Genomic DNA, 21134 nt, shown 5'->3' on the forward strand with positions numbered 1-21134 from the left:
CTCCCACACTGTGGGAGCGGGTTTGCCCCGCGATGCTTCTAGCGATTATTGAATTGCGCCAACGCCGGCAAAAGCTGCTTTTCGATCGCCTGACGCACCGCGGGCAGGATGGTCGCATTGCCGGTGTACATCTGCTCGACCATCCCCTTCAGGGCCTTGGCCCGCGGTTCACTCAAACCCCGCACCGCATACTCACAGGCCTGCTCGGCACTGGCGTCGGCCGGCATCTCGAAGCCCAGGGCGCGCAACTGACCCAGCAGGTCGTCTTGATCAATCAAATCCGCATGCATCATGGTTGTTGTCCTTGTTTGCAGGTGTGATCGTCAGTCGATTCTGTGGGTATGGGTGCAGTGCGGCAAGGACAGAATGTCGCAATGACTGCTTTACCTAAGAGCAGGTCGTTTTCGGGCAAATCAGCCTGGCAAGCCAATCACCCGGCCAACAAACTCAGCTGCTGGCAGGTCAGTCTGCTCGTCAACGATCACCTGCAAGCGCTCCACTACCTCAGGCGCAAACGGCGCTGAGCGAGGTCCGCTCAGGTCTACATGCAGCAGCATCTGCTCACTGGCCGCCAACGCCTCGTCAAAGCCTTCACGGTGCAGGCTGTGATACAGGTGCAGGCGCTTGCGATCAAAGCCGATCACCTGGGTCTGCACCCGCACCTGGGTGCCGAGCTTCACCTCATATAGGTAGTTCAGGTGACACTCCAGGGTGAACAGCGAATTGCCGCTGGCGCTGCGGTTGTCGCTATCAAGGCCGATGCGGTCCATGAACGCATCGGTGGCGTAACTGAAGATCAACAGGTAGAAGGCATCGCGCAGATGCCCGTTGTAGTCGACCCAGTCCGCCTGGACCGGGGTTTGATAGGTGGTCAGTGCGGGCATCTCAGGGCTCCGGTCAGTCGCTGAAGGCCATGCCGTGCTTGGCCTTGGTGGTTTTTACCGCCTCCAATACAGCCAGCAGGCAATCATCACGATAGCGCTCCAACGCGCTGATGCTACGTTCGCCCAGTTGCTCGCTGGTGCCTTCGACCACCGCGTCGATCAAGACTTCAGTCAGCTCCGGTGCTGGCAGGTAAGTCCACGGCAGTTGCAGCGCCGGACCGAACTGCGCCATGAAGTGGCGCATGCCGGCATCGCCACCGGCCAGGGTATAGGTCAGGAAGGTGCCCATGAACGACCAGCGCAAGCCGGCACCAAAGCGAATGGCATCGTCGATCTCACCGGTGGTCGCCACGCCGTCGTTGACCAGGTGCAGGGCCTCGCGCCACAGCGCTTCGAGCAGGCGGTCGGCAATAAAGCCGGGGATTTCCTTGCGCACATGCAGCGGGCGCATACCCAAGGCGGTATAGACCGTTTTCGCCGCCTCGATGGCTCCAGGCGCGGTTTTGTTGCTGCCGACGATTTCCACCAGTGGCAGCAGGTACACCGGGTTGAACGGGTGACCGACCACGCAGCGTTCAGGGTGGATTGCCGATTCGTAGAATTCGCTGGGCAACAGGCCGGAGGTACTGGAGCCGATCAGCGCGTTGGGCTTGGCCGCAGCGCTGATCTTGCTGTGCAGGTCGAGCTTGAGATCGAGACGCTCCGGGGCGCTTTCCTGAATAAAGTCGGCATCGCGTACGCACTCCTCGATGGTCGCGACGAAGCGTAGGCGATCTTGTGCAGCGTCGGGGGCCAGGCCCTGCTTTTCCAAGGCTGGCCAGGCATTGGCGATACGTTTACGTAGCGCCGCTTCAGCGCCGGGCGCCGGGTCCCAGGCCACCACGTCCAGGCCGTGGGCCAGGGCGCGGGCGACCCAGCCGCTGCCGATCACGCCGCTGCCCAGGGCTGCAAACGTCTTGATCTCGGTGATAAAGCTCATCTTCAACTCCTTCAATCAGCGGCGGGTCAGGTTCATTTTCGCGCGGCCCTCAGCAGGGGTAAGCACCCGTGCGCCGAGGCGGCTGAGGATTTGTGTGGCGCGTTCGACCAATTGGCCGTTGCTGGCCAGTACGCCTTTGTCCAGGTACAGGTTGTCTTCCAGGCCCACACGCACGTTGCCGCCGAGCAGCACTGCCTGCGCGGCCATGGGCATCTGCATGCGGCCAATGCCGAAGGCGGCCCAGGTCACGCCTGCTGGCAGGTTGTCGACCATGGCTTTCATGGTAGTGGTGTCGGCAGGAGCACCCCAGGGAATGCCCAGGCACAGCTGGAACAATGGGTCGTCGAGCAGACCTTCCTTGATCATCTGTTTGGCGAACCAAAGGTGGCCGGTGTCGAAGATTTCCAGCTCGGCTTTGACACCCAGTTCGGTGATGCGCTTGGCACCCGCACGCAGCTGAGCCGGGGTCGAGACATAAATACTGTTGCCGTCGCCGAAGTTGAGGGTGCCGCAGTCCAGGGTGCAGATTTCCGGCAGCAGAGCCTCGACGTGGGCCAGGCGCTCCAGCGGGCCGATCAGGTCGGTGCCGGCACCGAACTCCAGTGGGGTTTCCCCCGGACCGATCTCCAGGTCGCCCCCCATGCCGGCGGTGAGGTTGACGATGATGTCCACGTCGGATTCGCGGATGCGCTCCATCACTTCGCGGTACAGCGCGACATCGCGGCTGAAGCGCCCGGTTTGCGGGTCACGGACGTGACAGTGGACCACGGTGGCACCGGCTTTTGCCGCTTCCACAGCGGCTTCGGCAATCTGTTTCGGTGTGACCGGTACCAGGTGGCTCTTGCTGGCGGTGTCACCCGCGCCGGTCAGGGCGCAGGTGATGATGACGTCGTGGTTCATGGTCGGTTTCCTTCAGGCGTCGTGGCGCGCTTCGTCGCCACGGCAGGCGACGAAGACGCAAGGTTCGTTGCGGTCAGTTGGTAGTCAGTTGCAGGTTGTCGATGGCCGGTTTGCCATCGAAGGTGGTCACGCCCTCAAGCCAGCGCTTCTGGTCTTCGGGGTGATCCTTGAGCCACTGGCGGGCGGATGCGAGGGCGTCCTTATGATCGAGCAGCGGTTGCATCATGCGGCTCTCGTCCTCGGCAGTGAACTTCAGGTTGGTCAGCAGGCGGTTGGCATTCGGGCAGCGTTCGGCATAGTCCGGGGCGGTGACGGTCCACACTGTCGCGCGGCCTTCGTCCGGGCCCAGGGCGCCTTCGCTGCCGCTGAGGTAGGCCATGTCGATATTGACGTTCATCGGGTGCGGCGCCCAACCGAAGAACACCACGGCCTCATTGCGCCGTACGGCGCGGTCGACAGCGGCGAGCATGCCGGCTTCGCTGGACTCGACCAGCTGGAACTTACCCAGGCCAAATTGGTTCTTGCTGATCATCGCCTTGATCTGGGTGTTGGCGCCGGAGCCGGGTTCGATACCGTAGATCTTGCCGCCCAGCTCTTTTTCAAATTTGGCGATGTCGGCGAAGGTTTTCAGGCCCTTGTCGGCCAGGTACTTGGGCACGGCCAGGGTCGCGCGGGCGTCGTTGAGGCTTGGCAGGTCGAGGACCTTGACCTGCTTGGCGTCGATGAAGGGGGTGATGGTCTGGGTCATGATCGGGTTCCAGTAGCCCAGGAACATGTCCAGGCGCTGGTCTCGAATACCGGCGAAGATGATTTGTTGCGAGGCACTGGTCTGCTTGGTCTTGTAGCCCAGGCCGTCGAGCAGCACCTGGGTCATGGCGCTGGTTGCCATCACGTCGGTCCAGTTGACCACGCCAAGGCGCACATTCTTGCAAACGGCCGGCTCTGCGGCCCATACGTTGGTGCTGAGGATTGCGGTACCGACGAGCGTCAGCAGGCTACGGCTGATCAATCTGTTCATGGTGGCTCCTCCAACGGCAGTTCTAATTGTTATAGGGGGCGGCCTCTGCGTGCCGTGTTGATCAAACTACGCGTAGCGCAACAGGAAAATGCGCACCCTGGCGACCAGCACTTGCACAGTGGCGACCTGCAGGGTATTAACCGCAGACCCGTGGCCGTCGAGTCGTTCGCTATGCCCCAGGATTTCTACTTTCTGTTGCTCCCCGGTTTTTCTGCGATCGGCTTCATCTCGGCGATCGAGCCGCTGCGGGTGGCCAACCGCTTTCGTGGCGGGTTGTACCGCTGGCAGGTGTTGAGCATAGAGGGTGGGGCGGTGCAGGCCAGTAATGGCATGTCGGTCAATGCCGATGGCGCGCTACAGCCACTGGCCAAAGGTGCAACCCTGCTGGTGGTGGCCGGGTTCGAGCCGTTGGGCAGTTTCAGCCTGGCGCTGCAACACTGGCTGCGCAAGCTTGATCACGAAGGTGTGGTGCTCGGCGGTATCGACACCGGTTCCGTGGTGCTGGCCGAAGCTGGTCTGCTTGATGGCCACCGGGTGACCCTGCACTGGGAAGCACTGGAAGCGTTTAAGGAGTCTTATCCACAGCTGCAGGCGACCCAGGAGCTGTTCGAAGTCGACCGACGGCGTATCACCTCGGCCGGCGGCACGGCGTCAATCGACCTGATGCTCGACCTGATTGCCCAGGCTCATGGGCCGGAGCTGGCGATCCAGGTGTCCGAGCAGTTCGTGCTCGGGCGCATTCGCCCGCGCCAGGACCACCAGCGCATGCAGATCGCTTCACGTTACGGCATCAGCAACAAGAAATTGGTCCAGGTGATCGGCGAGATGGAGCGCAACACCGAGCAACCGCTCAACACGCTGGTGCTGGCCGACTCCGTGCGGATTACCCGGCGCCAGTTGGAGCGCCTGTTCCGTCTGTACCTGCACGACACCCCCAGCGGTTTCTACCTGCGCCTGCGTCTGGACAAGGCGCGGCAACTGCTGCGCCAGACCGACATGAGCGTGCTGGAGGTGAGTATTGCCTGCGGTTTCGAGTCGGCCTCGTATTTCACCCGCTGCTACCGGGCACGCTTCGAGCGTTGCCCGCGGGAGGACCGCAAGGCCCGGGCCGTCAGCCTCAGCGGCGCTTGAGCAGCACCGCGCAGGCGCTCTTGAAGGCTTCGTGCTGGTATTTGTTCAACGAAGCGGGCAGCTCGATGTTGTGCTTCTTGGCCTGAGCGCTGACGGTCTGCGGTGACACCAGTTCCACTTCACAATTGTCCAGCAACTGCAGCACGCCTTCGATCTTGAAGGTGGTCGGGCCACCGGCGAAATCGCCTTTCTTGCTGCGCTTCTTGATGGCCAGGTGGCTGATGCCGTGTTCGGCGATGAACTGCCGGGCCTGGCTGGCGAAGGCTTTGACGTTGTCCGCCTGTTCGTCGTCTTCCAGAGCGATTTTTTTCGTCGCCAGGGCGACATGCACCGGGCTTGCGCCGTCCAGCGTGGCGACGGCGAGCAGCGCTTCGCTACCTTTGATTTCAATTCCGCAGATTTTCATGCTGTTCTCAATCGGAGTTTTGCAGACCCAGGGACTGCAGGTATTCGGAGCGGTCGTCGCTACGTTGGGCCAAGCAGGTATTCAGGGCCGCGTCGAAGGCTTTGCCGGGGTTTTCGTCGAAGGTTTCGACCTTGCAGTCGGCGTCGCGCAGTTGTTTCCACAGCGTTTCGGCGTCGGTCAGGCGTTGGCTCACTGCAGTGATCTTCGCGCCTTGACCGACATATTGTTCCTTGATGCGATCCAGCAGGTCAGTAAACGCAGCGTTGAGCTCACGCTCAGCGGTGGTGCGGCTGAACAGTGCGCAGTCGTAGTTCTGCTGGTCGGTCTCGACGTTGTCGCACGGCGTACTGTCTTCTTCACTGGCGTGGGCACCAAAGGCCAAAGCAGCCAGGACCAGCCATACCATCGTTTTCATGCAGTCATCCTCCCCGGGGAACATGGGCGCCGATTTTCCCTCAGCGCCGCGGCAAAGAACAGGGTAGCCGCTAGCCCTGTCACCCTCCGAATGAAACTTGCGAGAGCCCTTTGCTGCGGTTTGACGCTTTCGGCAATTCCCCTGTCGTTTTTGCATCTTAGCGACCTGGCCCCTAGGCATATGCTGGCCCCAAAGCGCCGGCAGACGATTCGGCGCAAGGTTTTACCAATAAAGGGGACAGCCTGATGAGCCCAGCCGAATTACACGCCGACAGCATCGTTATCGACGGGCTGATCATTGCCAAATGGAACCGCGAGCTGTTCGAAGACATGCGCAAGGGTGGTCTGACGGCTGCCAACTGCACGGTGTCGGTCTGGGAGGGCTTCCAGGCCACGGTCAACAACATTGCCGCCAGTCAGAAACTGATTCGCGAGAACGGCGACCTGGTGATGCCGGTGCGCACCACCGCCGACATCCGCAAGGCCAAGGAGCTGGGCAAGACCGGCATCCTCTTCGGCTTCCAGAACGCCCATGCCTTTGAAGACCAGATTGGCTACGTCGAGGTGTTCAAGCAGCTGGGCGTCGGTATCGTGCAGATGTGCTACAACACCCAGAACCTGGTCGGCACCGGTTGCTATGAGCGTGATGGCGGCCTGTCGGGCTTCGGTCGCGAAATCGTCGCCGAAATGAACCGCGTCGGCATCATGTGCGACCTCTCTCACGTTGGTTCCAAGACCTCCGAAGAAGTTATTCTCGAATCGAAAAAACCGGTGTGTTACTCCCACTGCCTGCCTTCCGGGCTCAAGGAGCACCCGCGCAACAAGTCCGATGAAGAACTCAGGTTCATTGCCGAGCATGGCGGCTTTGTCGGCGTGACCATGTTCGCCCCGTTCCTGGCCAAAGGCATCGACTCGACCATCGACGACTACGCCGAAGCCATCGAGTACACCATGAACATCGTTGGCGAAGACGCCATCGGTATCGGCACCGACTTCACCCAAGGCCATGGCCAGGACTTCTTCGAGTACCTGACCCATGACAAGGGCTATGCCCGGCGTCTGACCAACTTCGGCAAAATCATCAACCCGCTGGGCATCCGCACTGTGGGCGAGTTCCCCAACCTCACCGAGACCCTGCTTAAGCGCGGCCATTCCGAGCGCGTGGTGCGCAAGATCATGGGCGAGAACTGGGTCAACGTGCTCAAGGATGTCTGGGGCGAATAAGCCGCCAGTAACCGTCTTCCGACCCCTGCCACAGGCGCAGGGGCAGCCAACCAAAATTTCTGGAGTTGAGTTTCCATGGCCAAGATCGCCCCGCAATTGCCAATCGAAGTCGACAGCGAGACCGGTGTCTGGACTAGCGATGCCCTGCCGATGTTGTACGTACCGCGGCATTTCTTCGTTAACAACCACATGGGTATCGAGGAAGTGCTGGGCGCTGAGGCCTATGCCGAGATCCTCTACAAGGCGGGTTACAAATCGGCCTGGCACTGGTGCGAGAAAGAGGCCGAATGCCACGGCCTGGAAGGTGTGGCGGTGTTCGAACATTACATGAAGCGCTTGTCGCAACGGGGCTGGGGGCTGTTCAAGATCCAGGACATCGATCTGGAAAAAGGCACTGCCAGCGTCAAGCTTGAGCACTCGGCATTCGTCTACGTGTACGGCAAGGTTGGACGCAAGGTCGACTACATGTTCACCGGCTGGTTCGCCGGGGCCATGGATCAGATCCTCGCCGCCCGCGGCAGCTCCATTCGTACGGTCGCCGAGCAGGTCTACGGCGGTTCGCAAGAAGGCCACGACGACGGCCTGTTCATCGTCAAGCCGCTGTAAGTCGAGGATCTCGCCATGGCTTTCGAAGCAATGTTCCAGCCGATCCAGATCGGCAAACTGACCATCCGCAACCGGGTCCTGAGCACCGCGCACGCTGAGGTCTATGCCACCGACGGCGGTATGACCACCGCGCGTTACATCAAATACTACGAAGAGAAAGCCAAGGGCGGCTTGGGCCTGGCTATCTGTGGCGGCTCCTCGGTGGTGGCCATCGACAGCCCGCAGGAATGGTGGGCCTCGGTGAACCTGTCCACCGACCGGATCATCCCGCACTTCCAGAACCTGGCCGACGCCATGCACAAGCACGGCGCCAAGATCATGATCCAGATTACCCACATGGGCCGTCGCTCGCGCTGGGATGGCTTCAACTGGCCAACGCTGATGTCGCCATCGGGCATCCGTGAACCGGTACACCGCGCGACCTGCAAGACCATCGAGCCGGAGGAGATCTGGCGGGTGATCGGCAACTACGCACAAGCGGCGCGCCGGGCCAAAGAAGGCGGCCTGGACGGCGTCGAGCTGTCGGCGGTGCACCAGCACATGATCGACCAGTTCTGGAGCCCACGGGTTAACAAACGTACCGACGAATGGGGTGGCAGCTTCGAAGGCCGCATGAAGTTCGGCCTGGAAGTGCTCAAGGCCGTGCGTGCCGAAGTCGGCCCGGATTTTTGCGTCGGCATGCGTATCTGCGGTGACGAATTCCATCCTGATGGCCTCAGCCACGAGGACATGAAGGAAATCGCCAAGTACTACGACGCCACCGGTATGCTCGACTTCTTCGGGGTGATCGGTTCGGGCTGTGATACCCACAACACCCTGGCCAACGTTATCCCCAACATGAGTTATCCACCGGAGCCGTTCCTGCACCTGGCGGCCGGGATCAAGGAAGTGGTCAAGGTTCCGGTGCTGCACGCGCAGAACATCAAGGACCCGAACCAGGCTACGCGCATTCTTGAAGGCGGCTATGTCGACATGGTCGGCATGACCCGTGCGCACATCGCCGATCCGCACCTGATCGCCAAGATCAAGATGGGCCAGGTCGACCAGATCAAACAGTGCGTCGGTGCCAACTACTGCATCGACCGCCAGTACCAGGGCCTGGATGTGCTGTGCATTCAGAACGCCGCGACCTCGCGTGAATACATGGGCGTGCCGCACATCATCGAAAAATCCACCGGGCCCAAGCGCAAGGTGGTGGTGGTTGGCGCAGGCCCTGCGGGGATGGAAGCGGCTCGTGTATCGGCCGAGCGTGGCCACGACGTAACCCTGTTCGAGAAGAAAGACGCCATCGGTGGGCAGATCAGCATCGCCGCCAAGGCGCCGCAACGGGATCAGATTGCCGGCATTACCCGCTGGTACCAACTGGAACTGGCGCGCTTGAAGGTGGATCTGCGCCTGGGCACCGCCGCAGATATCGACACCATCAAGGACTTGCGTCCTGATGTGATCGTGCTGGCGGTTGGCGGGCATCCGTTTCTGGAGCAGAACGAGCACTGGGGCGCCGCCGAAGGGCTGGTGGTCAGCAGCTGGGACGTGCTCGACGGCAAGGTTGCGCCGGGCAAGAACGTGCTGGTCTACGACACTATTTGCGAGTTTACCGGGATGTCGGTGGCCGACTACCTCGCCGACAAAGGCAGCCAGGTCGAGATCGTCACCGACGACATCAAGCCGGGCGTGGCCATCGGTGGTACTTCGTTCCCAACCTACTACCGCAGCATGTACCCCAAGGAAGTGATCATGACCGGCGACCTGATGCTGGAAAAGGTCTACCGCGAGGGCGACAAGCTGGTGGCGGTGCTGGAGAACGAGTACACCGGCGCCAAAGAGGAGCGGGTGGTCGACCAGGTGGTGATCGAGAACGGTGTGCGGCCGGACGAAGCGCTCTACTACGGGCTCAAGGAAGATTCGCGCAACAAGGGCCAGATTGATGTCGAGGCATTGTTTGCGATTCAGCCGCAGCCGATCCTCAGTCAATCGGGCGAAGGCTACTTGTTGTATCGCATCGGTGACTGCGTGGCTCAGCGCAATACACATGCCGCCATCTATGACGCCTTGCGCCTGTGCAAGGATTTCTGATCAGACCGCGGGCTTCTGTGGGAGCGGGCTTGCCCCGCGATAGCAATGTAGCTGACACACCGCTATCGCGGGGCAAGCCCGCTCTCACAGTGTCATTTCCAACGCGCGATTGCTGTGGGAGCTTCCCATGTTGAACACCCTGATCCCCATCCTGCTGTTCGCCGCCCTGGGCCTTGCCGTCCTCGGCGCCTTGCGGCGCGTGCGGATGTGGCGCCAAGGCCGGCCTTCCAAGGTCGACCTGCTTGGCGGCCTGCTGGCCATGCCGCGGCGCTATATGGTCGACCTGCACCATGTGGTCGCCCGTGACAAATACATGGCCAACACCCACGTCGCCACTGCAGGTGGCTTTGTACTGGCTGCGGTATTGGCGATTCTCGTCCACGGTTTCGGCTTGCATAACAAGTTCCTTGGCTATGCCTTGCTGTTTGCCACGGTGCTGATGTTTGCCGGTGCCCTGTTCGTCTACAAACGCCGGCTCAATCCGCCTTCGCGCCTATCGAAAGGGCCGTGGATGCGCCTGCCGAAAAGCCTGCTGGTGTTCGCCGCAAGCTTTTTCATTGCGACCTTGCCGGTGGCCGGAATTCTTCCCGAAGGCTTTGGTGGTTGGCTGCTGGTGGCCTTGCTGGGGCTTGGCGTGCTCTGGGGTGTGTCCGAGCTGTTCTTCGGCATGACCTGGGGCGGGCCGATGAAGCACGCCTTTGCCGGGGCCCTGCACTTGGCCTGGCACCGTCGTGCCGAGCGCTTTGGCGGTGGCCGCTCAACCGGCCTCAAACCCCTGGACCTGGAGGATCCCCAGGCGCTGCTGGGTGTTGAGAAGCCCAAAGACTTCACCTGGAACCAATTGCTTGGTTTCGACGCTTGCGTGCAGTGCGGCAAGTGCGAAGCGGCGTGCCCGGCCTTTGCTGCCGGACAGCCGCTGAACCCGAAAAAACTTATCCAGGACATGGTTGTCGGCCTGGCGGGTGGGACCGATGCCAAATTTGCCGGCAGTCCGTACCCCGGCAAGCCGATTGGCGAACACGGCGGTAACCCGCACCAACCGATCGTCAATGGCCTAGTCGATGCCGAAACTCTCTGGTCGTGCACCACCTGCCGCGCCTGTGTGGAGGAGTGTCCGATGATGATCGAGCACGTTGATGCCATCGTCGACATGCGTCGCCACTTGACCCTGGAAAAAGGCGCCACGCCAAATAAAGGCGCCGAGGTGCTGGATAACCTGATTGCCACTGACAACCCTGGCGGCTTTGCCCCGGGTGGGCGGATGAACTGGGCGGCGGACCTCAACCTGAATCTGCTCGGCGAAACCAAGACCGCAGACGTGCTGTTCTGGGTCGGCGACGGCGCCTTCGACATGCGCAACCAGCGTACCCTGCGGGCTTTCGTCACAGTGCTGAAAGCGGCCCAGGTGGACTTCGCCGTGCTCGGCCTTGAGGAGCGTGACAGTGGTGATGTGGCCCGTCGCCTGGGCGATGAAGCGACCTTCCAGCAACTGGCCAAACGCAATATCCAGACCATGGCCAAGTACAGCTTCAAGCGCATCGTTACCTGCGATCCGCACAGCTTCCATGTGCTCAAGAACGAATACGGCGCCTTTGGCGGCGAGTACCTGGTGCAACACCACAGTACCTACATTGCCGAGTTGATCGCCGCGGGTGCGTTGAACCTGGGTCAGCACAAGGGGGGCCGCGTCACCTATCACGACCCGTGCTACCTGGGCCGTTACAACGGTGAATATGAGGCGCCCCGTGAAGTACTGCGTGCCTTGGGTATCGAGGTGAAGGAAATGCAGCGTTCGGGCTTGCGTTCCCGTTGCTGCGGCGGTGGCGGCGGTGCGCCGATTACCGACATTCCTGGCAAGCAGCGGATCCCCGACATGCGCATGGATGATATCCGCGAGACCGCCGCCGAGCTGGTTGCCGTGGGTTGTCCACAGTGCACGGCGATGCTCGAAGGTGTGGTCGAGCCGCGCCCATTGATCAAGGACCTGGCCGAGCTGGTCGCCGATGCCATGCTCGAAGAACAGGCGCCGGCAAGCAAACCGGCACCGGCCAAGCGTGAACCTGCGGAGGTGCACTGATGAGCGATATTATTCGCCGTGATCCGCGCGCCGAGTGGATTGCCCGTAACCGCCTGCATCCCCAGCATGCGGCCATGCAACAGACTCAGCAGCACAGCTGGATGGGCCCCAACGGCATCATTCGCAAGAATCCCCATGGCGTCGGCTTCATCGGCCCCAACGGTATCAAGCGCATCGACCGCAGCGGCGCCCAGCAGGGCACCAGCAACAAGCGCAGTGCGGCCGTGGCGGTGGAATTGCCGCTGCATCAGGTGATCCAACCGGCGTTCTACATCGCCGTGGTCCCGGACATGGTCGGTGGCCGTCTCGGCAGTCACGATCGCGACCTGCTCGGCTTGGCGCACAGTCTGGCTGGCAGCGACGGCGCAGTATTGGCTGTGGTGTTTGGCGAGCATAAGGAAAGCAACTTTTCCACAGCCGGCGTTGATCGCTTGTTGGTTATCGAGGGTGACGAATTCGACGGTTATGCACCGGAGCAATTGGTGCAGGGCCTGCGCGCTGTGGATAACCAGTTCAACCCGCGCCACTGGCTGCTGCCCGACAGCCGCAGCGGTGGCGGCGAGCTGGGCCGGCGCTTTGCCGCGGCGATCAACGAACGGCCGGCAACGAGGGTCTGGCAAGTCAAGGACGGGCAATGCAGCGGCCGCGCCGGTGCCGGGCAGCAGGACCTGATTCGGGCCTTGCCACGCTTGATCCTGGCCGCGGCCGAATGTGCCGAGCCGGTCAGTGAAACCCGTCACGAAGCCTTGCCTGAGCAGTTATCCACAAGCGTGGCGCGTAGCCTGCCACGTATCGAAGACCTCGGCCCGGTGGCTGTGGACCCGGCCGCTATTGCCATGGCCGAAGCCGAGTTCATTGTTTCCGGGGGCAACGGGGTCAAGGATTGGGAGCTGTTCCACCGTGCCACTGTGACCCTCGGCGCAACCGAGGGCGCGTCGCGAGTGGCGGTGGATGACGGCTTCATGCCGCGCAACCGCCAGGTCGGGGCCACCGGTACCTGGGTCACGGCACGGGTCTATGTGGCTGTGGGTATCTCGGGGGCGATCCAGCATCTACAGGGCATTGGCGCCTGTGACAAGGTGGTGGCGATCAACATGGACCCCGGCTGCGACATGATCAAACGTGCCGATCTGTCGGTCATCGGCGACAGCGCAGCGATCCTGCAGGCGCTGATCGAGGCTGTGGAAAACTATCGCAACGACGCCAAGCGCGACGCGGCATAAGGGCAGGGGACAACTATGCACACCAAGGTTATTAGTCTGGTTTCGATCGGTGCTCACCCCAGCTCCGGCCGCACCCGGCGTGCCGAGCAGGACGCGCGGGCGGTGGAGTTGGGCCTGCAGCTGGCTGGCGTTAACTTGCAGGTGCTGCATGCCGGCGATCCCCGGGAGCCGGCCTTGCGCGCTTACCTGGGCATGGGCCTGGAGCAGCTGGATGTGCTCGAGCAACCGCAGGGCGCTGATGCCCTGGGGGTACTCGGCGACTACCTGCGCGATGCCGGGGCACAGCTGGTGCTCACCGGTAGCCAGGCGGAAACCGGTGAAGGCTCGGGCATGCTGCCGTTCCTGCTGGCCGAACGCCTGGGCTGGCCGTTGGTGGTGGGGCTGGCCGAGGTGGAATCTATTCACAATGGCGTAGCCCAGGTGCTGCAGGCGCTGCCACGCGGCCAGCGGCGCCGGCTTAAAGTGCGTTTGCCGCTGCTGGCAACTGTGGATAACGCAGCACCCAAACCGCGTCAAAGCGCCTTCGGCCCAGCTCGGCGTGGTGTGTTGGCTGCCCGCCAGGTGCAGATCGTCGAGGATGAGTTGTTCAAAAACGCCGAACTGCAACCGGCCAAGCCTCGGCCCAAGCGCTTGAAAGTGATCAAGGCCAAGAGCGGCGCCGACCGCATGAAGGCGGCTACGGCCAAGGCCAGTGGCGGCGGTGGACAAGTGCTCAAGGACGTCAGCCCGCAAGCCGGTGCCGAAGCCATCCTCAAGTTGCTGGTGGAAGAGGGCGTGCTGCGCTGAGCAGTTGCTCACAAAGTCTGTTGGCCGATCTGTGGATAAAGTGTTTGTGTATGGCTGGAGGGCACGCATTGCGTGCCTTTCGGCGTTATGTTCAAAAAATGATCAGATTAAGTGACGGATTTTTCGAGCTTTTCTCTAACCGCCCAAAGTGAGATTGCCCACAATCGCTGTTGGCGGCTCTGTGGATAATATGTTTGCCTATGGCTGAGAGGCCCGTGTGGTAAGGGCTGAACCTAGTTGATCAATAAACATCCAATTAGTGCTTTTATGGCCGTCAACGCCATGTATATCCGCTGCTCGACGCCTTATCCACAACGGTTTTCCACTGCCGTGACTTTTGCACACAAAGTCTGTTGGCGTCTCTGTGGATAAGGTGTTCGCCTTCTGCTGTGGGCCTTGTATTTAAAGGCTTATAGAGATTTGATCAAATATTGACCAATATTTTTGCAGGGAAAAACAATGACTTGCCCACATTAGCTGTGGGTTGTCCTGTGGATAAAGTGTTTGCTGTGTGGAGGGGACCAATGGGGCCGGGGTATTGCGCTGTATGGCTAAAGTTTGTACAGCTGTGGGGGCGGATTCATCCGCGAAGGGCTGCGTAGCTGTCCCTCTTTCTGGGGCCGCTACGCGACTCTTCGCGGATGAATCCCACGAGGTTACTGCGCAGCCACGCCCTTGAGATAAGGCGCAGGCGCTGCCCCCAGGTTGTTCAGCACGCGCTCGCTGTACCAATCAACGAAGTTCACCACACCAAACTCATAGGTCTTGGAGTACGGCCCGGGCTGGTACGCCGTGGAGTTGATCCCGCGCTGGTTCTCTTCGGCAAGGCGACGGTCCTGGTCGTTGGTGGCGTCCCATACCTGACGCATGCGCTGTGGGTCGTAGTCGACACCTTCGACCGCATCCTTGTGCACCAGCCACTTGGTGGTAACCATGGTTTCCTGGGCGCTGATCGGCCACACGGTGAAGACAATTATGTGATCGCCCATGCAGTGGTTCCACGAGTGCGGCAGGTGCAGGATGCGCATCGAACCCAGGTCGGGGTTCTTGATCCTCCCCATCAGCTTCTGGCAGCCCTGCTTGCCGTCCAGGGTCATCGACACCGTGCCCTTGAGCAACGGCATGCGCACGATGCGGTTGCGCAGGCCGAAGCTTGCGTGGGCGTAAGGGATCTTCTCGGCATCCCAGGCCGCAGCCGAGGCGGCGACGTGATCCTTGAAGGCCTGGTCGGCCCGCGGATCGGTGACGTCGTCCCACTCCAGCAGGGTTTTCAACAGTTCCGGGTGCGAACCGCTGCAGTGGTAGCACTCGCGGTTGTTTTCCAGCACCAGCTTCCAGTTGGCCTTTTCCATCAAGGTGGTTTGCACCGCCACCTTGGTGTTTTCCATGTCATAGGGCTCCATGTAATGAGCCAGGGTGGCCAGGAAGTCGTCGATGGCCGGCGGGTTCTCGGCCAGGCTGATGAAGATGTAGCCGCCAGCAGTTTTCACGTTGACCGGTTTGAGCCCGTACTGCTTCATGTCGAAGTCGGCGCCCATCTCGGTGCCGGCAAACAGCAAGCGGCCATCGAGTTCGTAGGTCCACTGGTGGTAATGGCAGACCAACTTGGCCACCTTGCCTTTGTCGCTGGTGCACAGGCGCGAGCCACGGTGACGACAGACGTTATGGAAGGCATGCACCTGGCCTTCTGCGCCGCGCACCACGAGGATCGGGTTCTTGCCGATCTGCAGGGTGAGGAAGTTACCCTTGGCCGGGATTTCACAGGTCATCCCGGCGATCAGCCATTCCTTCTGGAAGATCTCTTCCATGTCGATCTGGAACAGGCGCTCGTCGCAATAGAACGGCTGTGGCAGCGAGAAGGTGCGCTCGCGGCTCTGCAGCATCTCGGCAGTCGCCTTGCGCGCAGGTTCCAGTGGATCGCCCAGACTCAAAGTTGCGGTGACGTCCATCGTTTAGGTCCTCATGGCCAGTGCTTGTGGCCGGTGAAAGTGGCTAATCATTGTTATGGCGACGCAAGGCTGAATTACAGCAGGATCATTTGCGATGGAGTGTGCGATTGAAGCCGCTGTGATCCATATCCATGGACGACATGATCAGATCCGTTTCCGACGCGCCAGCCCTTGTGGCAGGGGGCTGGTCGCGATAAGCACGCCGATGTCGCGGATAGGAATGTGTCCGCCGCTGCGCTTGCGCAGAATCGCAATCATCAGGCCGCAGTCGGCCGTGGAGACGAGCATGTCCAACAGCTTCCTCAATCCGGTCAGCACCCAGACTTGGGCCAACGGCCGCCACATCGTCCGTTGCGTCAAGGTGATCCAGGAAACCTGGGATGTGCGCACCTTCTGCTTCATGGCCGACCAGCCGATCATGTTCTTCTTCAAGCCGGGGCAGTTCGTGACCCTGGAACTGGAGATCGACGGCCAGCCGATCATGCGTTCGTACACCATCTCCAGCTCGCCTTCGGTGCCTTACAGCTTCTCGGTGACGATCAAACGGGTACCGGGTGGCAAGGTCTCCAACTGGCTGCACGACACCCTGCACGAAGGCCAGGAGTTGGCGGTGCATGGGCCGGTCGGGCTGTTCAACGCCATCGACTATCCCAGCCCCAAGGTGCTGTACCTCAGTGGTGGCGTCGGCATCACCCCGGTGATGTCCATGGCCCGCTGGTTCTACGACACCAACGGCAATGTCGACATGGTCTTCGTACACAGCGCCCGCTCGCCGAAAGACATCATCTATCACCGTGAGCTGGAGCATATGGCGTCGCGGATCGACAACTTCAGCCTGCACATCATTTGTGAGAAGCATGGCCTGGGCGAGCCTTGGGCGGGCTACCGCGGCTACCTGAATCAGAAACTGATGGAGTTGATTGCCCCGGACTACATGGAACGGGAAATCTTCTGCTGCGGCCCTACGCCGTATATGCATGCGGTCAAACGCCTGCTCGAAGGCAGTGGCTATGACATGAGCCGTTACCATGAGGAATCGTTCGGTGCGACACCGGCCGAGGTCAAGGCCGACGCTGTCGAGCTCGCTGAACAAGCTGCCGACGCACCTGAGGTGGATAATGCCGACCTGCATCAGGTGGAGTTCACCGCTACCGGCAAGAGCATCCGCGTGGCCCCGGGCGAGACCGTGCACGCTGCGGCGGCCAAGCTTGGCCTGATGATTCCCAAGGCCTGTGGCATGGGCATCTGCGGTACTTGCAAGGTGCTCAAGCTGGGCGGTGAGGTGGAGATGGAGCACAACGGCGGCATCACCGATGATGACGTCGCCGAGGGCTATATCCTGTCGTGCTGCAGTGTGCCCAAGGGCGACGTGCGTATCGAGTTCTGATCAGACGCTGAAGCGCGCCACCAGCCCGTTGAGGTCCACCGCCAGGCGCGACAGTTCGGCACTCGCCGCGCTGGTCTGGTGGGCGCCGGTGGCCGATTGCACCGACAGGTCGTTGATGTTGACCAGGTTGCGGTCCACTTCGCGGGCTACCTGAGCTTGTTCTTCGGCCGCGCTGGCGATCACCAGGTTGCGCTCGTTGATCTCGGCGACCGCAGCGGTGATGGTGTCCAGTGCCAGGCCGGCGCCACGGGCGATGTTCAGCGTCGATTCGGCGCGCTCGGTGCTGGTGCGCATGGAGTTGACCGCTTGCTCGGTGCCGCCCTGGATACTGCCGATCATCCGCTCGATTTCGCTGGTTGACTGCTGGGTGCGATGGGCCAGGGCGCGTACTTCATCAGCTACCACGGCAAAGCCACGACCGGCTTCACCGGCACGCGCCGCCTCGATGGCAGCGTTGAGTGCCAGCAGGTTGGTTTGGTCGGCCAGGCCGCGAATCACGTCCAGGACCTTGCCGATATCCCGCGACTCTTCCGCCAGGTTGCCGATCAGCTCGGCGGCGCCCAGCGCCTCGTTGATCGGATTGACGATGCTGCGGGTCAGCAGCAGGGCGCAGAGGACGGTCAGCGCGGCGGCCACCAGCAGCAGCCCGATCACCAGGGTGACGGCGTTGTCATACTGATCGGCGGCGGCTTGGTTGGAGGTGCGAGCCTGCTCGGTGTTGATCTTCACCAGGTTCTCCAGCACGACGTTGATCTGGTCGGAGACTTGCAACAGGTCGCGATTGATCAGGTCGCGCAGGGCGTCGAGGTCACCGCTCTGCGACAGGCTCTTCATGCGTGTCTCCAACTCGCGGTACTGGCTGAGCAATTGCTGGTACTGGTTGTACGCCGTGCGCTCTTCCGGGCTTGCGATCAGCGGCTCATAGGCGCTCCGGGCCTCGTCGATCTGGGCGTTGCGCTGATTCAGCTGCGCGAGCGTGGCTTGCTAGGTATCCGCTTCGCGGTTGAGCAGCACGCGATAGGACAGGACGCGCAGACGCTGGGTCAGTTGGCTCAACTGGTCGAGACTGATGATGGACGGCACGCTGTTTTGCTCGATAGAGACGCCCGCTTGGCGAATCTTGCGACAGATAGGGACTGTTCTGCCTATCGGTCGGCGCGGCAAAGACTTGAGAGGCCAAGGCGAAATTGCGGACCACCGGTCTCTTTCGTTGATGGCAAGTGACCAAGGGATGGAACCGGCTGCCCATCGGTGGGTCAATCTGCACCAGGCCGAAGCGTCTAACCCGATATCCCTGGCGACCACGCGGACTTTTCTTTATCGTGTGCGCCCCCTGAAATACCCGAGAAGGCAATCATGTTGGAAACTTCCCTCAGTCAATTGGAACAACTCGTCAGCGACCTGGTACAGAAGAATCAGGAACTGACCGAGCGCAACGCGCAGATCAGCGCCGAACTGGCCCAAGCCAAGGATGAAAACGAAAGCCTGCAGCTGTCGCTGATGGAACAGGAAGAAAAGCAGGGCGCTACCGCCGCACGTATCCAGGCCCTGGTCGAGCGTGCCAGCGTTGGTACCGTCAACGCATGAAAACTTCCGCACAGCCGATCAATGTCGTGTCGATCCTTGGCAGCGACTATTCGATCAAGGCCCCCGAAGGCCAGGAACAGGCCCTGGCGCAGGCCGTGCAGATGCTCAACGCGTCGCTGGCCGAGACCAAGCGTAAATACCCGACCCTGATTGGTGACAAGCTGCTGGTTCTGGCAGCCCTCAACCTGTGCTCGCAGCAGATCGAACTGCAACAGCAGCACCAGCAGGCCCTCGACCGTTACCAAGAGCAAGTCAGCGCCACGGTCGATGTCATTTCCCGGACCATCGGCAACAGCTGATAGGCCCCGCTAAACCGTCCTCTGTTCTTTTGCTTGCTCACTGCCATGTCGGCAGTGGGCGGCATTGTTGTGGCTCAATGGAGTTATTGTATTTTTGCCTGTATACAATTGGTCTGGCTATTGCAGTACAAGGCTTATTTACTCAGGGGAAGGTTCATGCAGTTCTGGCGGCGCAGCATTCAGTGGCAATTGATCGCAAGCATGGGCGCAGCCCTGTTGGTGAGCATTCTTATCGTGGTCGGGATCTACTCGGTGGCCGTCAATCGCCTGACCGAGCGTTACCTGGTCGACACCGCGTTGCCGGCGAGCATTGAGGCAATTCGTAACGATATCGAACGGATGTTGAGCCGCCCGCTCACCGCCGCCGCCGATATTGCCAGCAACACCTTGCTGCGCGACTGGCTGGCAGCAGGCGAAGACAGTGCCCAGGCGCCGCAATTTATCGAGTATCTCGAGGCGCTACGGCAGAAAAACCAGGCCTTCACCGCGATGTTCGCGGCGACTGAAACCAGCCATTACTACAACGAAAAGGGCCTGGACCGTACTCTGAGCCGCAGCAACCCGGCAGACAAATGGTTCTACGGCTTCATCGACAGCGGCAACCCGCGCCTGGTCAACATCGACACTGATGGCAGTACCGGTGAACTGGCGCTGTTCATCGACTACCGGGTGGAAAAGGCCGGCAAGTTGGTGGGCATTGCCGGGCTTGGCCTGCGTATGAGCGAGCTGTCGGAACTGATCCACAACTTTAGTTTCGGTGCTCGCGGCCGGGTGTTCCTGGTGCGCGGCGATGGCCTGATCCAGGTCCACCCGGAGCAGCAATTGAGCGGTAAAAGGAAACTCGCCGAGCAGATTGGTGAGTCGGCAGCCCAGGTCATATTGAACCGTGAAGAAGGACTGCACAGCAGCCGCTTCGAGCGTGACGGCGAGGGCTACCTGGCCCTGAGCCTGCCGTTGCGCGACTTGAACTGGACCCTGGTCGCTGAAGTGCCAGAAGCGCAGATCTATGCCCCGGTGCGCGAGACGGTCTGGTTGACCAGCCTGATTGGTGCCGCCGTGGCGCTGGTGTCGCTGTTGCTGGTGGTGCTGTTGGCCCGAGGCATTGTCCGGCCGATTCGCCGGGTCACCGGGGCCTTGATGGCGATCGGCAATGGTGGCGGTGACCTGACCCAGCGCCTGGATGAAACACGTGCTGATGAACTGGGCGACCTGGCGCGGGGCTTCAACCGTTTTCTCGACAGCCAGCGCGACTTGATCGGTGAAGTGCTGCGCACCAGCGAGCGCTTGCACAGTTCGGTCGCACAAGTGACCCAGGTGGTGGAGAACACTGCCGAACGCTCGGGGCGCCAGCAGGAAATGACCGAAATGGTTGCCACGGCGGTGCATGAAATGGGCCTGACTGTGCAGGACATCGCCCAGAACGCCGGCAACGCTGCACAGGCTTCGGAAACCGCACGTACCGAAGCACTTGAAGCCCGCGAAGTGGTGCGCCGTTCGATTGCGCACATTGAAGGCATGTCCGGTGAAATAGGCCAGGCGGCCAATGCCGTGGGTGAGCTGGCCAATGAAGTCGCGTCAATCGACGAGGTGCTGGCAGTAATCCGCAGCATCTCCGAACAGACCAACCTGCTGGCGCTCAATGCCGCCATTGAAGCCGCGCGTGCCGGGGAAATGGGCCGTGGCTTTGCCGTGGTTGCCGACGAAGTGCGCACCTTGGCCCGGCGTACGCAGGTTTCTACCGATGAGGTACAGCAGATGATCCTGCGCCTCAAGCACGGTACCGGTAGCGCTGTGGCTTCGATGCAGGCTGGGCAGGCGGCCACTGGAACCGGTGTGCGATCCAGCCAGCAGACTGGCGCGTCACTGAGCACCATCACCGACCAGGTTGAGCACATCAGCGACATGAACCACCAGGTGGCCACGGCGACCGAGGAACAGTCGGCGGTGACCGAGGAGATCAATCGTACCGTTCAGGGGATTTCCGATCTGGCCCGGGAGACGGCATCCGAAGTGCAGGAGTGTCGTGAGGAGTGTCAGGCGCTGCGCGGATTGGCGGATGACCTGGCGCGGCAGATGGGCGGGTTCAGGCTTTAGATTAATTCGCGGGGCAAGCCCGCTCTCATCAAACAAAATATAAGCCACTGATTCTTAAGTCTCTTAGGCTGCCACAAGCTGATACCCCAGTTTC

The 21134-nt window shown here is 61.2% G+C and carries 20 protein-coding genes and 2 pseudogenes; 12 read left to right on the forward strand and 10 right to left on the reverse strand.

Annotated features, from left to right (window positions below; translation table 11 throughout):
- Positions 1–38 precede the first annotated feature (38 nt).
- The 5 genes from ACRESH_RS22655 to choX all read right to left on the reverse strand — a co-directional run bounded on the left by ACRESH_RS22655 (position 39) and on the right by choX (position 3781).
- Complete coding sequence (locus tag ACRESH_RS22655; RefSeq protein ID WP_431744075.1) at positions 39–293, reverse strand: hypothetical protein; 255 nt, start codon at positions 291–293, stop codon at positions 39–41.
- Positions 294–413: 120 nt separating this feature from the next.
- Complete coding sequence (locus ACRESH_RS22660; protein WP_431744076.1) at positions 414–884, reverse strand: thioesterase family protein; 471 nt, start codon at positions 882–884, stop codon at positions 414–416.
- A 13-nt stretch (positions 885–897) separates the two neighbouring features.
- A complete protein-coding gene (locus ACRESH_RS22665) occupies positions 898–1863 on the reverse strand; it encodes an L-carnitine dehydrogenase (RefSeq protein ID WP_431744077.1) in 966 nt (321 codons plus the stop codon).
- Between the two features lie 15 nt (positions 1864–1878).
- Positions 1879–2763: a 3-keto-5-aminohexanoate cleavage protein gene (locus tag ACRESH_RS22670; protein ID WP_431744078.1), complete on the reverse strand. Its 885-nt coding sequence runs from the start codon at positions 2761–2763 to the stop codon at positions 1879–1881.
- Positions 2764–2836: 73 nt separating this feature from the next.
- Positions 2837–3781, reverse strand: coding sequence for a choline ABC transporter substrate-binding protein (gene choX, locus ACRESH_RS22675; RefSeq protein WP_431744079.1), 945 nt, complete (start codon positions 3779–3781; stop codon positions 2837–2839).
- A 171-nt stretch (positions 3782–3952) separates the two neighbouring features.
- Between choX and ACRESH_RS22680 the strand changes: the two genes are divergently transcribed.
- On the forward strand, positions 3953–4912 hold the full coding sequence (locus tag ACRESH_RS22680) for a GlxA family transcriptional regulator (protein WP_431744093.1): 960 nt from the start codon (positions 3953–3955) through the stop codon (positions 4910–4912).
- Here the strand turns inward: ACRESH_RS22680 and ACRESH_RS22685 are convergent.
- Together ACRESH_RS22685 and ACRESH_RS22690 are read right to left on the reverse strand one after the other, a co-directional pair.
- Positions 4899–5318, reverse strand: coding sequence for a DUF3010 family protein (locus ACRESH_RS22685; RefSeq protein ID WP_431744080.1), 420 nt, complete (start codon positions 5316–5318; stop codon positions 4899–4901). The two genes, ACRESH_RS22680 and ACRESH_RS22685, sit on opposite strands and share 14 nt — an antisense overlap.
- A 7-nt stretch (positions 5319–5325) precedes the next feature.
- The gene (locus ACRESH_RS22690) at positions 5326–5733 is read right to left on the reverse strand and encodes a lysozyme inhibitor LprI family protein (RefSeq protein WP_431744081.1); all 408 of its coding nucleotides are present in this window, start codon (positions 5731–5733) and stop codon (positions 5326–5328) included.
- A gap of 245 nt (positions 5734–5978) precedes the next feature.
- Here ACRESH_RS22690 and ACRESH_RS22695 point away from each other — a divergent pair, with 245 nt between their 5' ends.
- From ACRESH_RS22695 to ACRESH_RS22720, 6 genes are all read left to right on the forward strand, one after another.
- Positions 5979–6956, forward strand: a complete 978-nt coding sequence (locus tag ACRESH_RS22695; RefSeq protein ID WP_431744082.1) for a dipeptidase — start codon at positions 5979–5981, stop codon at positions 6954–6956.
- A gap of 75 nt (positions 6957–7031) precedes the next feature.
- The gene (locus ACRESH_RS22700) at positions 7032–7562 is read left to right on the forward strand and encodes a DUF5943 domain-containing protein (RefSeq protein ID WP_431744083.1); all 531 of its coding nucleotides are present in this window, start codon (positions 7032–7034) and stop codon (positions 7560–7562) included.
- Between the two features lie 15 nt (positions 7563–7577).
- Positions 7578–9638, forward strand: coding sequence for a dimethylglycine demethylation protein DgcA (dgcA, locus tag ACRESH_RS22705; RefSeq protein WP_431744084.1), 2061 nt, complete (start codon positions 7578–7580; stop codon positions 9636–9638).
- 127 nt (positions 9639–9765) lie between these two features.
- A complete protein-coding gene (dgcB, locus tag ACRESH_RS22710; RefSeq protein WP_431744085.1) occupies positions 9766–11715 on the forward strand; it encodes a dimethylglycine demethylation protein DgcB in 1950 nt (649 codons plus the stop codon).
- Complete coding sequence (locus ACRESH_RS22715; RefSeq protein WP_431744086.1) at positions 11715–12938, forward strand: electron transfer flavoprotein subunit alpha/FixB family protein; 1224 nt, start codon at positions 11715–11717, stop codon at positions 12936–12938. Before dgcB ends, ACRESH_RS22715 begins: the two co-directional genes overlap by 1 nt.
- A 15-nt stretch (positions 12939–12953) precedes the next feature.
- Positions 12954–13724, forward strand: a complete 771-nt coding sequence (locus ACRESH_RS22720; RefSeq protein WP_431744087.1) for an electron transfer flavoprotein subunit beta — start codon at positions 12954–12956, stop codon at positions 13722–13724.
- Positions 13725–14380: 656 nt separating this feature from the next.
- Here the strand turns inward: ACRESH_RS22720 and gbcA are convergent.
- Complete coding sequence (gene gbcA / locus ACRESH_RS22725; protein ID WP_431744088.1) at positions 14381–15673, reverse strand: glycine-betaine demethylase subunit GbcA; 1293 nt, start codon at positions 15671–15673, stop codon at positions 14381–14383.
- 144 nt (positions 15674–15817) lie between these two features.
- A complete protein-coding gene (locus tag ACRESH_RS22730) occupies positions 15818–15961 on the reverse strand; it encodes a hypothetical protein (protein ID WP_431744089.1) in 144 nt (47 codons plus the stop codon).
- Between ACRESH_RS22730 and gbcB the strand changes: the two genes are divergently transcribed.
- The gene (gene gbcB / locus ACRESH_RS22735) at positions 15960–17060 is read left to right on the forward strand and encodes a glycine-betaine demethylase subunit GbcB (protein ID WP_431744090.1); all 1101 of its coding nucleotides are present in this window, start codon (positions 15960–15962) and stop codon (positions 17058–17060) included. The genes ACRESH_RS22730 and gbcB overlap by 2 nt on opposite strands.
- On the opposite strand, the pseudogene ACRESH_RS22740 reads toward gbcB, so the two are convergent.
- Positions 17061–18143: pseudogene (locus tag ACRESH_RS22740) on the reverse strand (methyl-accepting chemotaxis protein).
- A 273-nt stretch (positions 18144–18416) separates the two neighbouring features.
- Here ACRESH_RS22740 and ACRESH_RS22745 point away from each other — a divergent pair.
- The 4 genes and pseudogenes from ACRESH_RS22745 to ACRESH_RS22760 all read left to right on the forward strand — a co-directional run bounded on the left by ACRESH_RS22745 (position 18417) and on the right by ACRESH_RS22760 (position 21040).
- The gene (locus ACRESH_RS22745; protein WP_431744091.1) at positions 18417–18647 is read left to right on the forward strand and encodes a hypothetical protein; all 231 of its coding nucleotides are present in this window, start codon (positions 18417–18419) and stop codon (positions 18645–18647) included.
- The gene (locus tag ACRESH_RS22750) at positions 18644–18946 is read left to right on the forward strand and encodes a cell division protein ZapA (RefSeq protein ID WP_431744092.1); all 303 of its coding nucleotides are present in this window, start codon (positions 18644–18646) and stop codon (positions 18944–18946) included. Before ACRESH_RS22745 ends, ACRESH_RS22750 begins: the two co-directional genes overlap by 4 nt.
- 201 nt (positions 18947–19147) lie before the next feature.
- A pseudogene (locus ACRESH_RS22755) lies at positions 19148–20179 on the forward strand (HAMP domain-containing protein); the annotation flags it as partial.
- Between the two features lie 132 nt (positions 20180–20311).
- Complete coding sequence (locus tag ACRESH_RS22760) at positions 20312–21040, forward strand: methyl-accepting chemotaxis protein (protein WP_431744094.1); 729 nt, start codon at positions 20312–20314, stop codon at positions 21038–21040.
- Positions 21041–21134: the final 94 nt, after the last annotated feature.

Origin of the sequence: Pseudomonas sp. (genome assembly GCF_050739775.1) — a bacterium.
In the GTDB taxonomy this organism is placed as follows: domain Bacteria; phylum Pseudomonadota; class Gammaproteobacteria; order Pseudomonadales; family Pseudomonadaceae; genus Aquipseudomonas.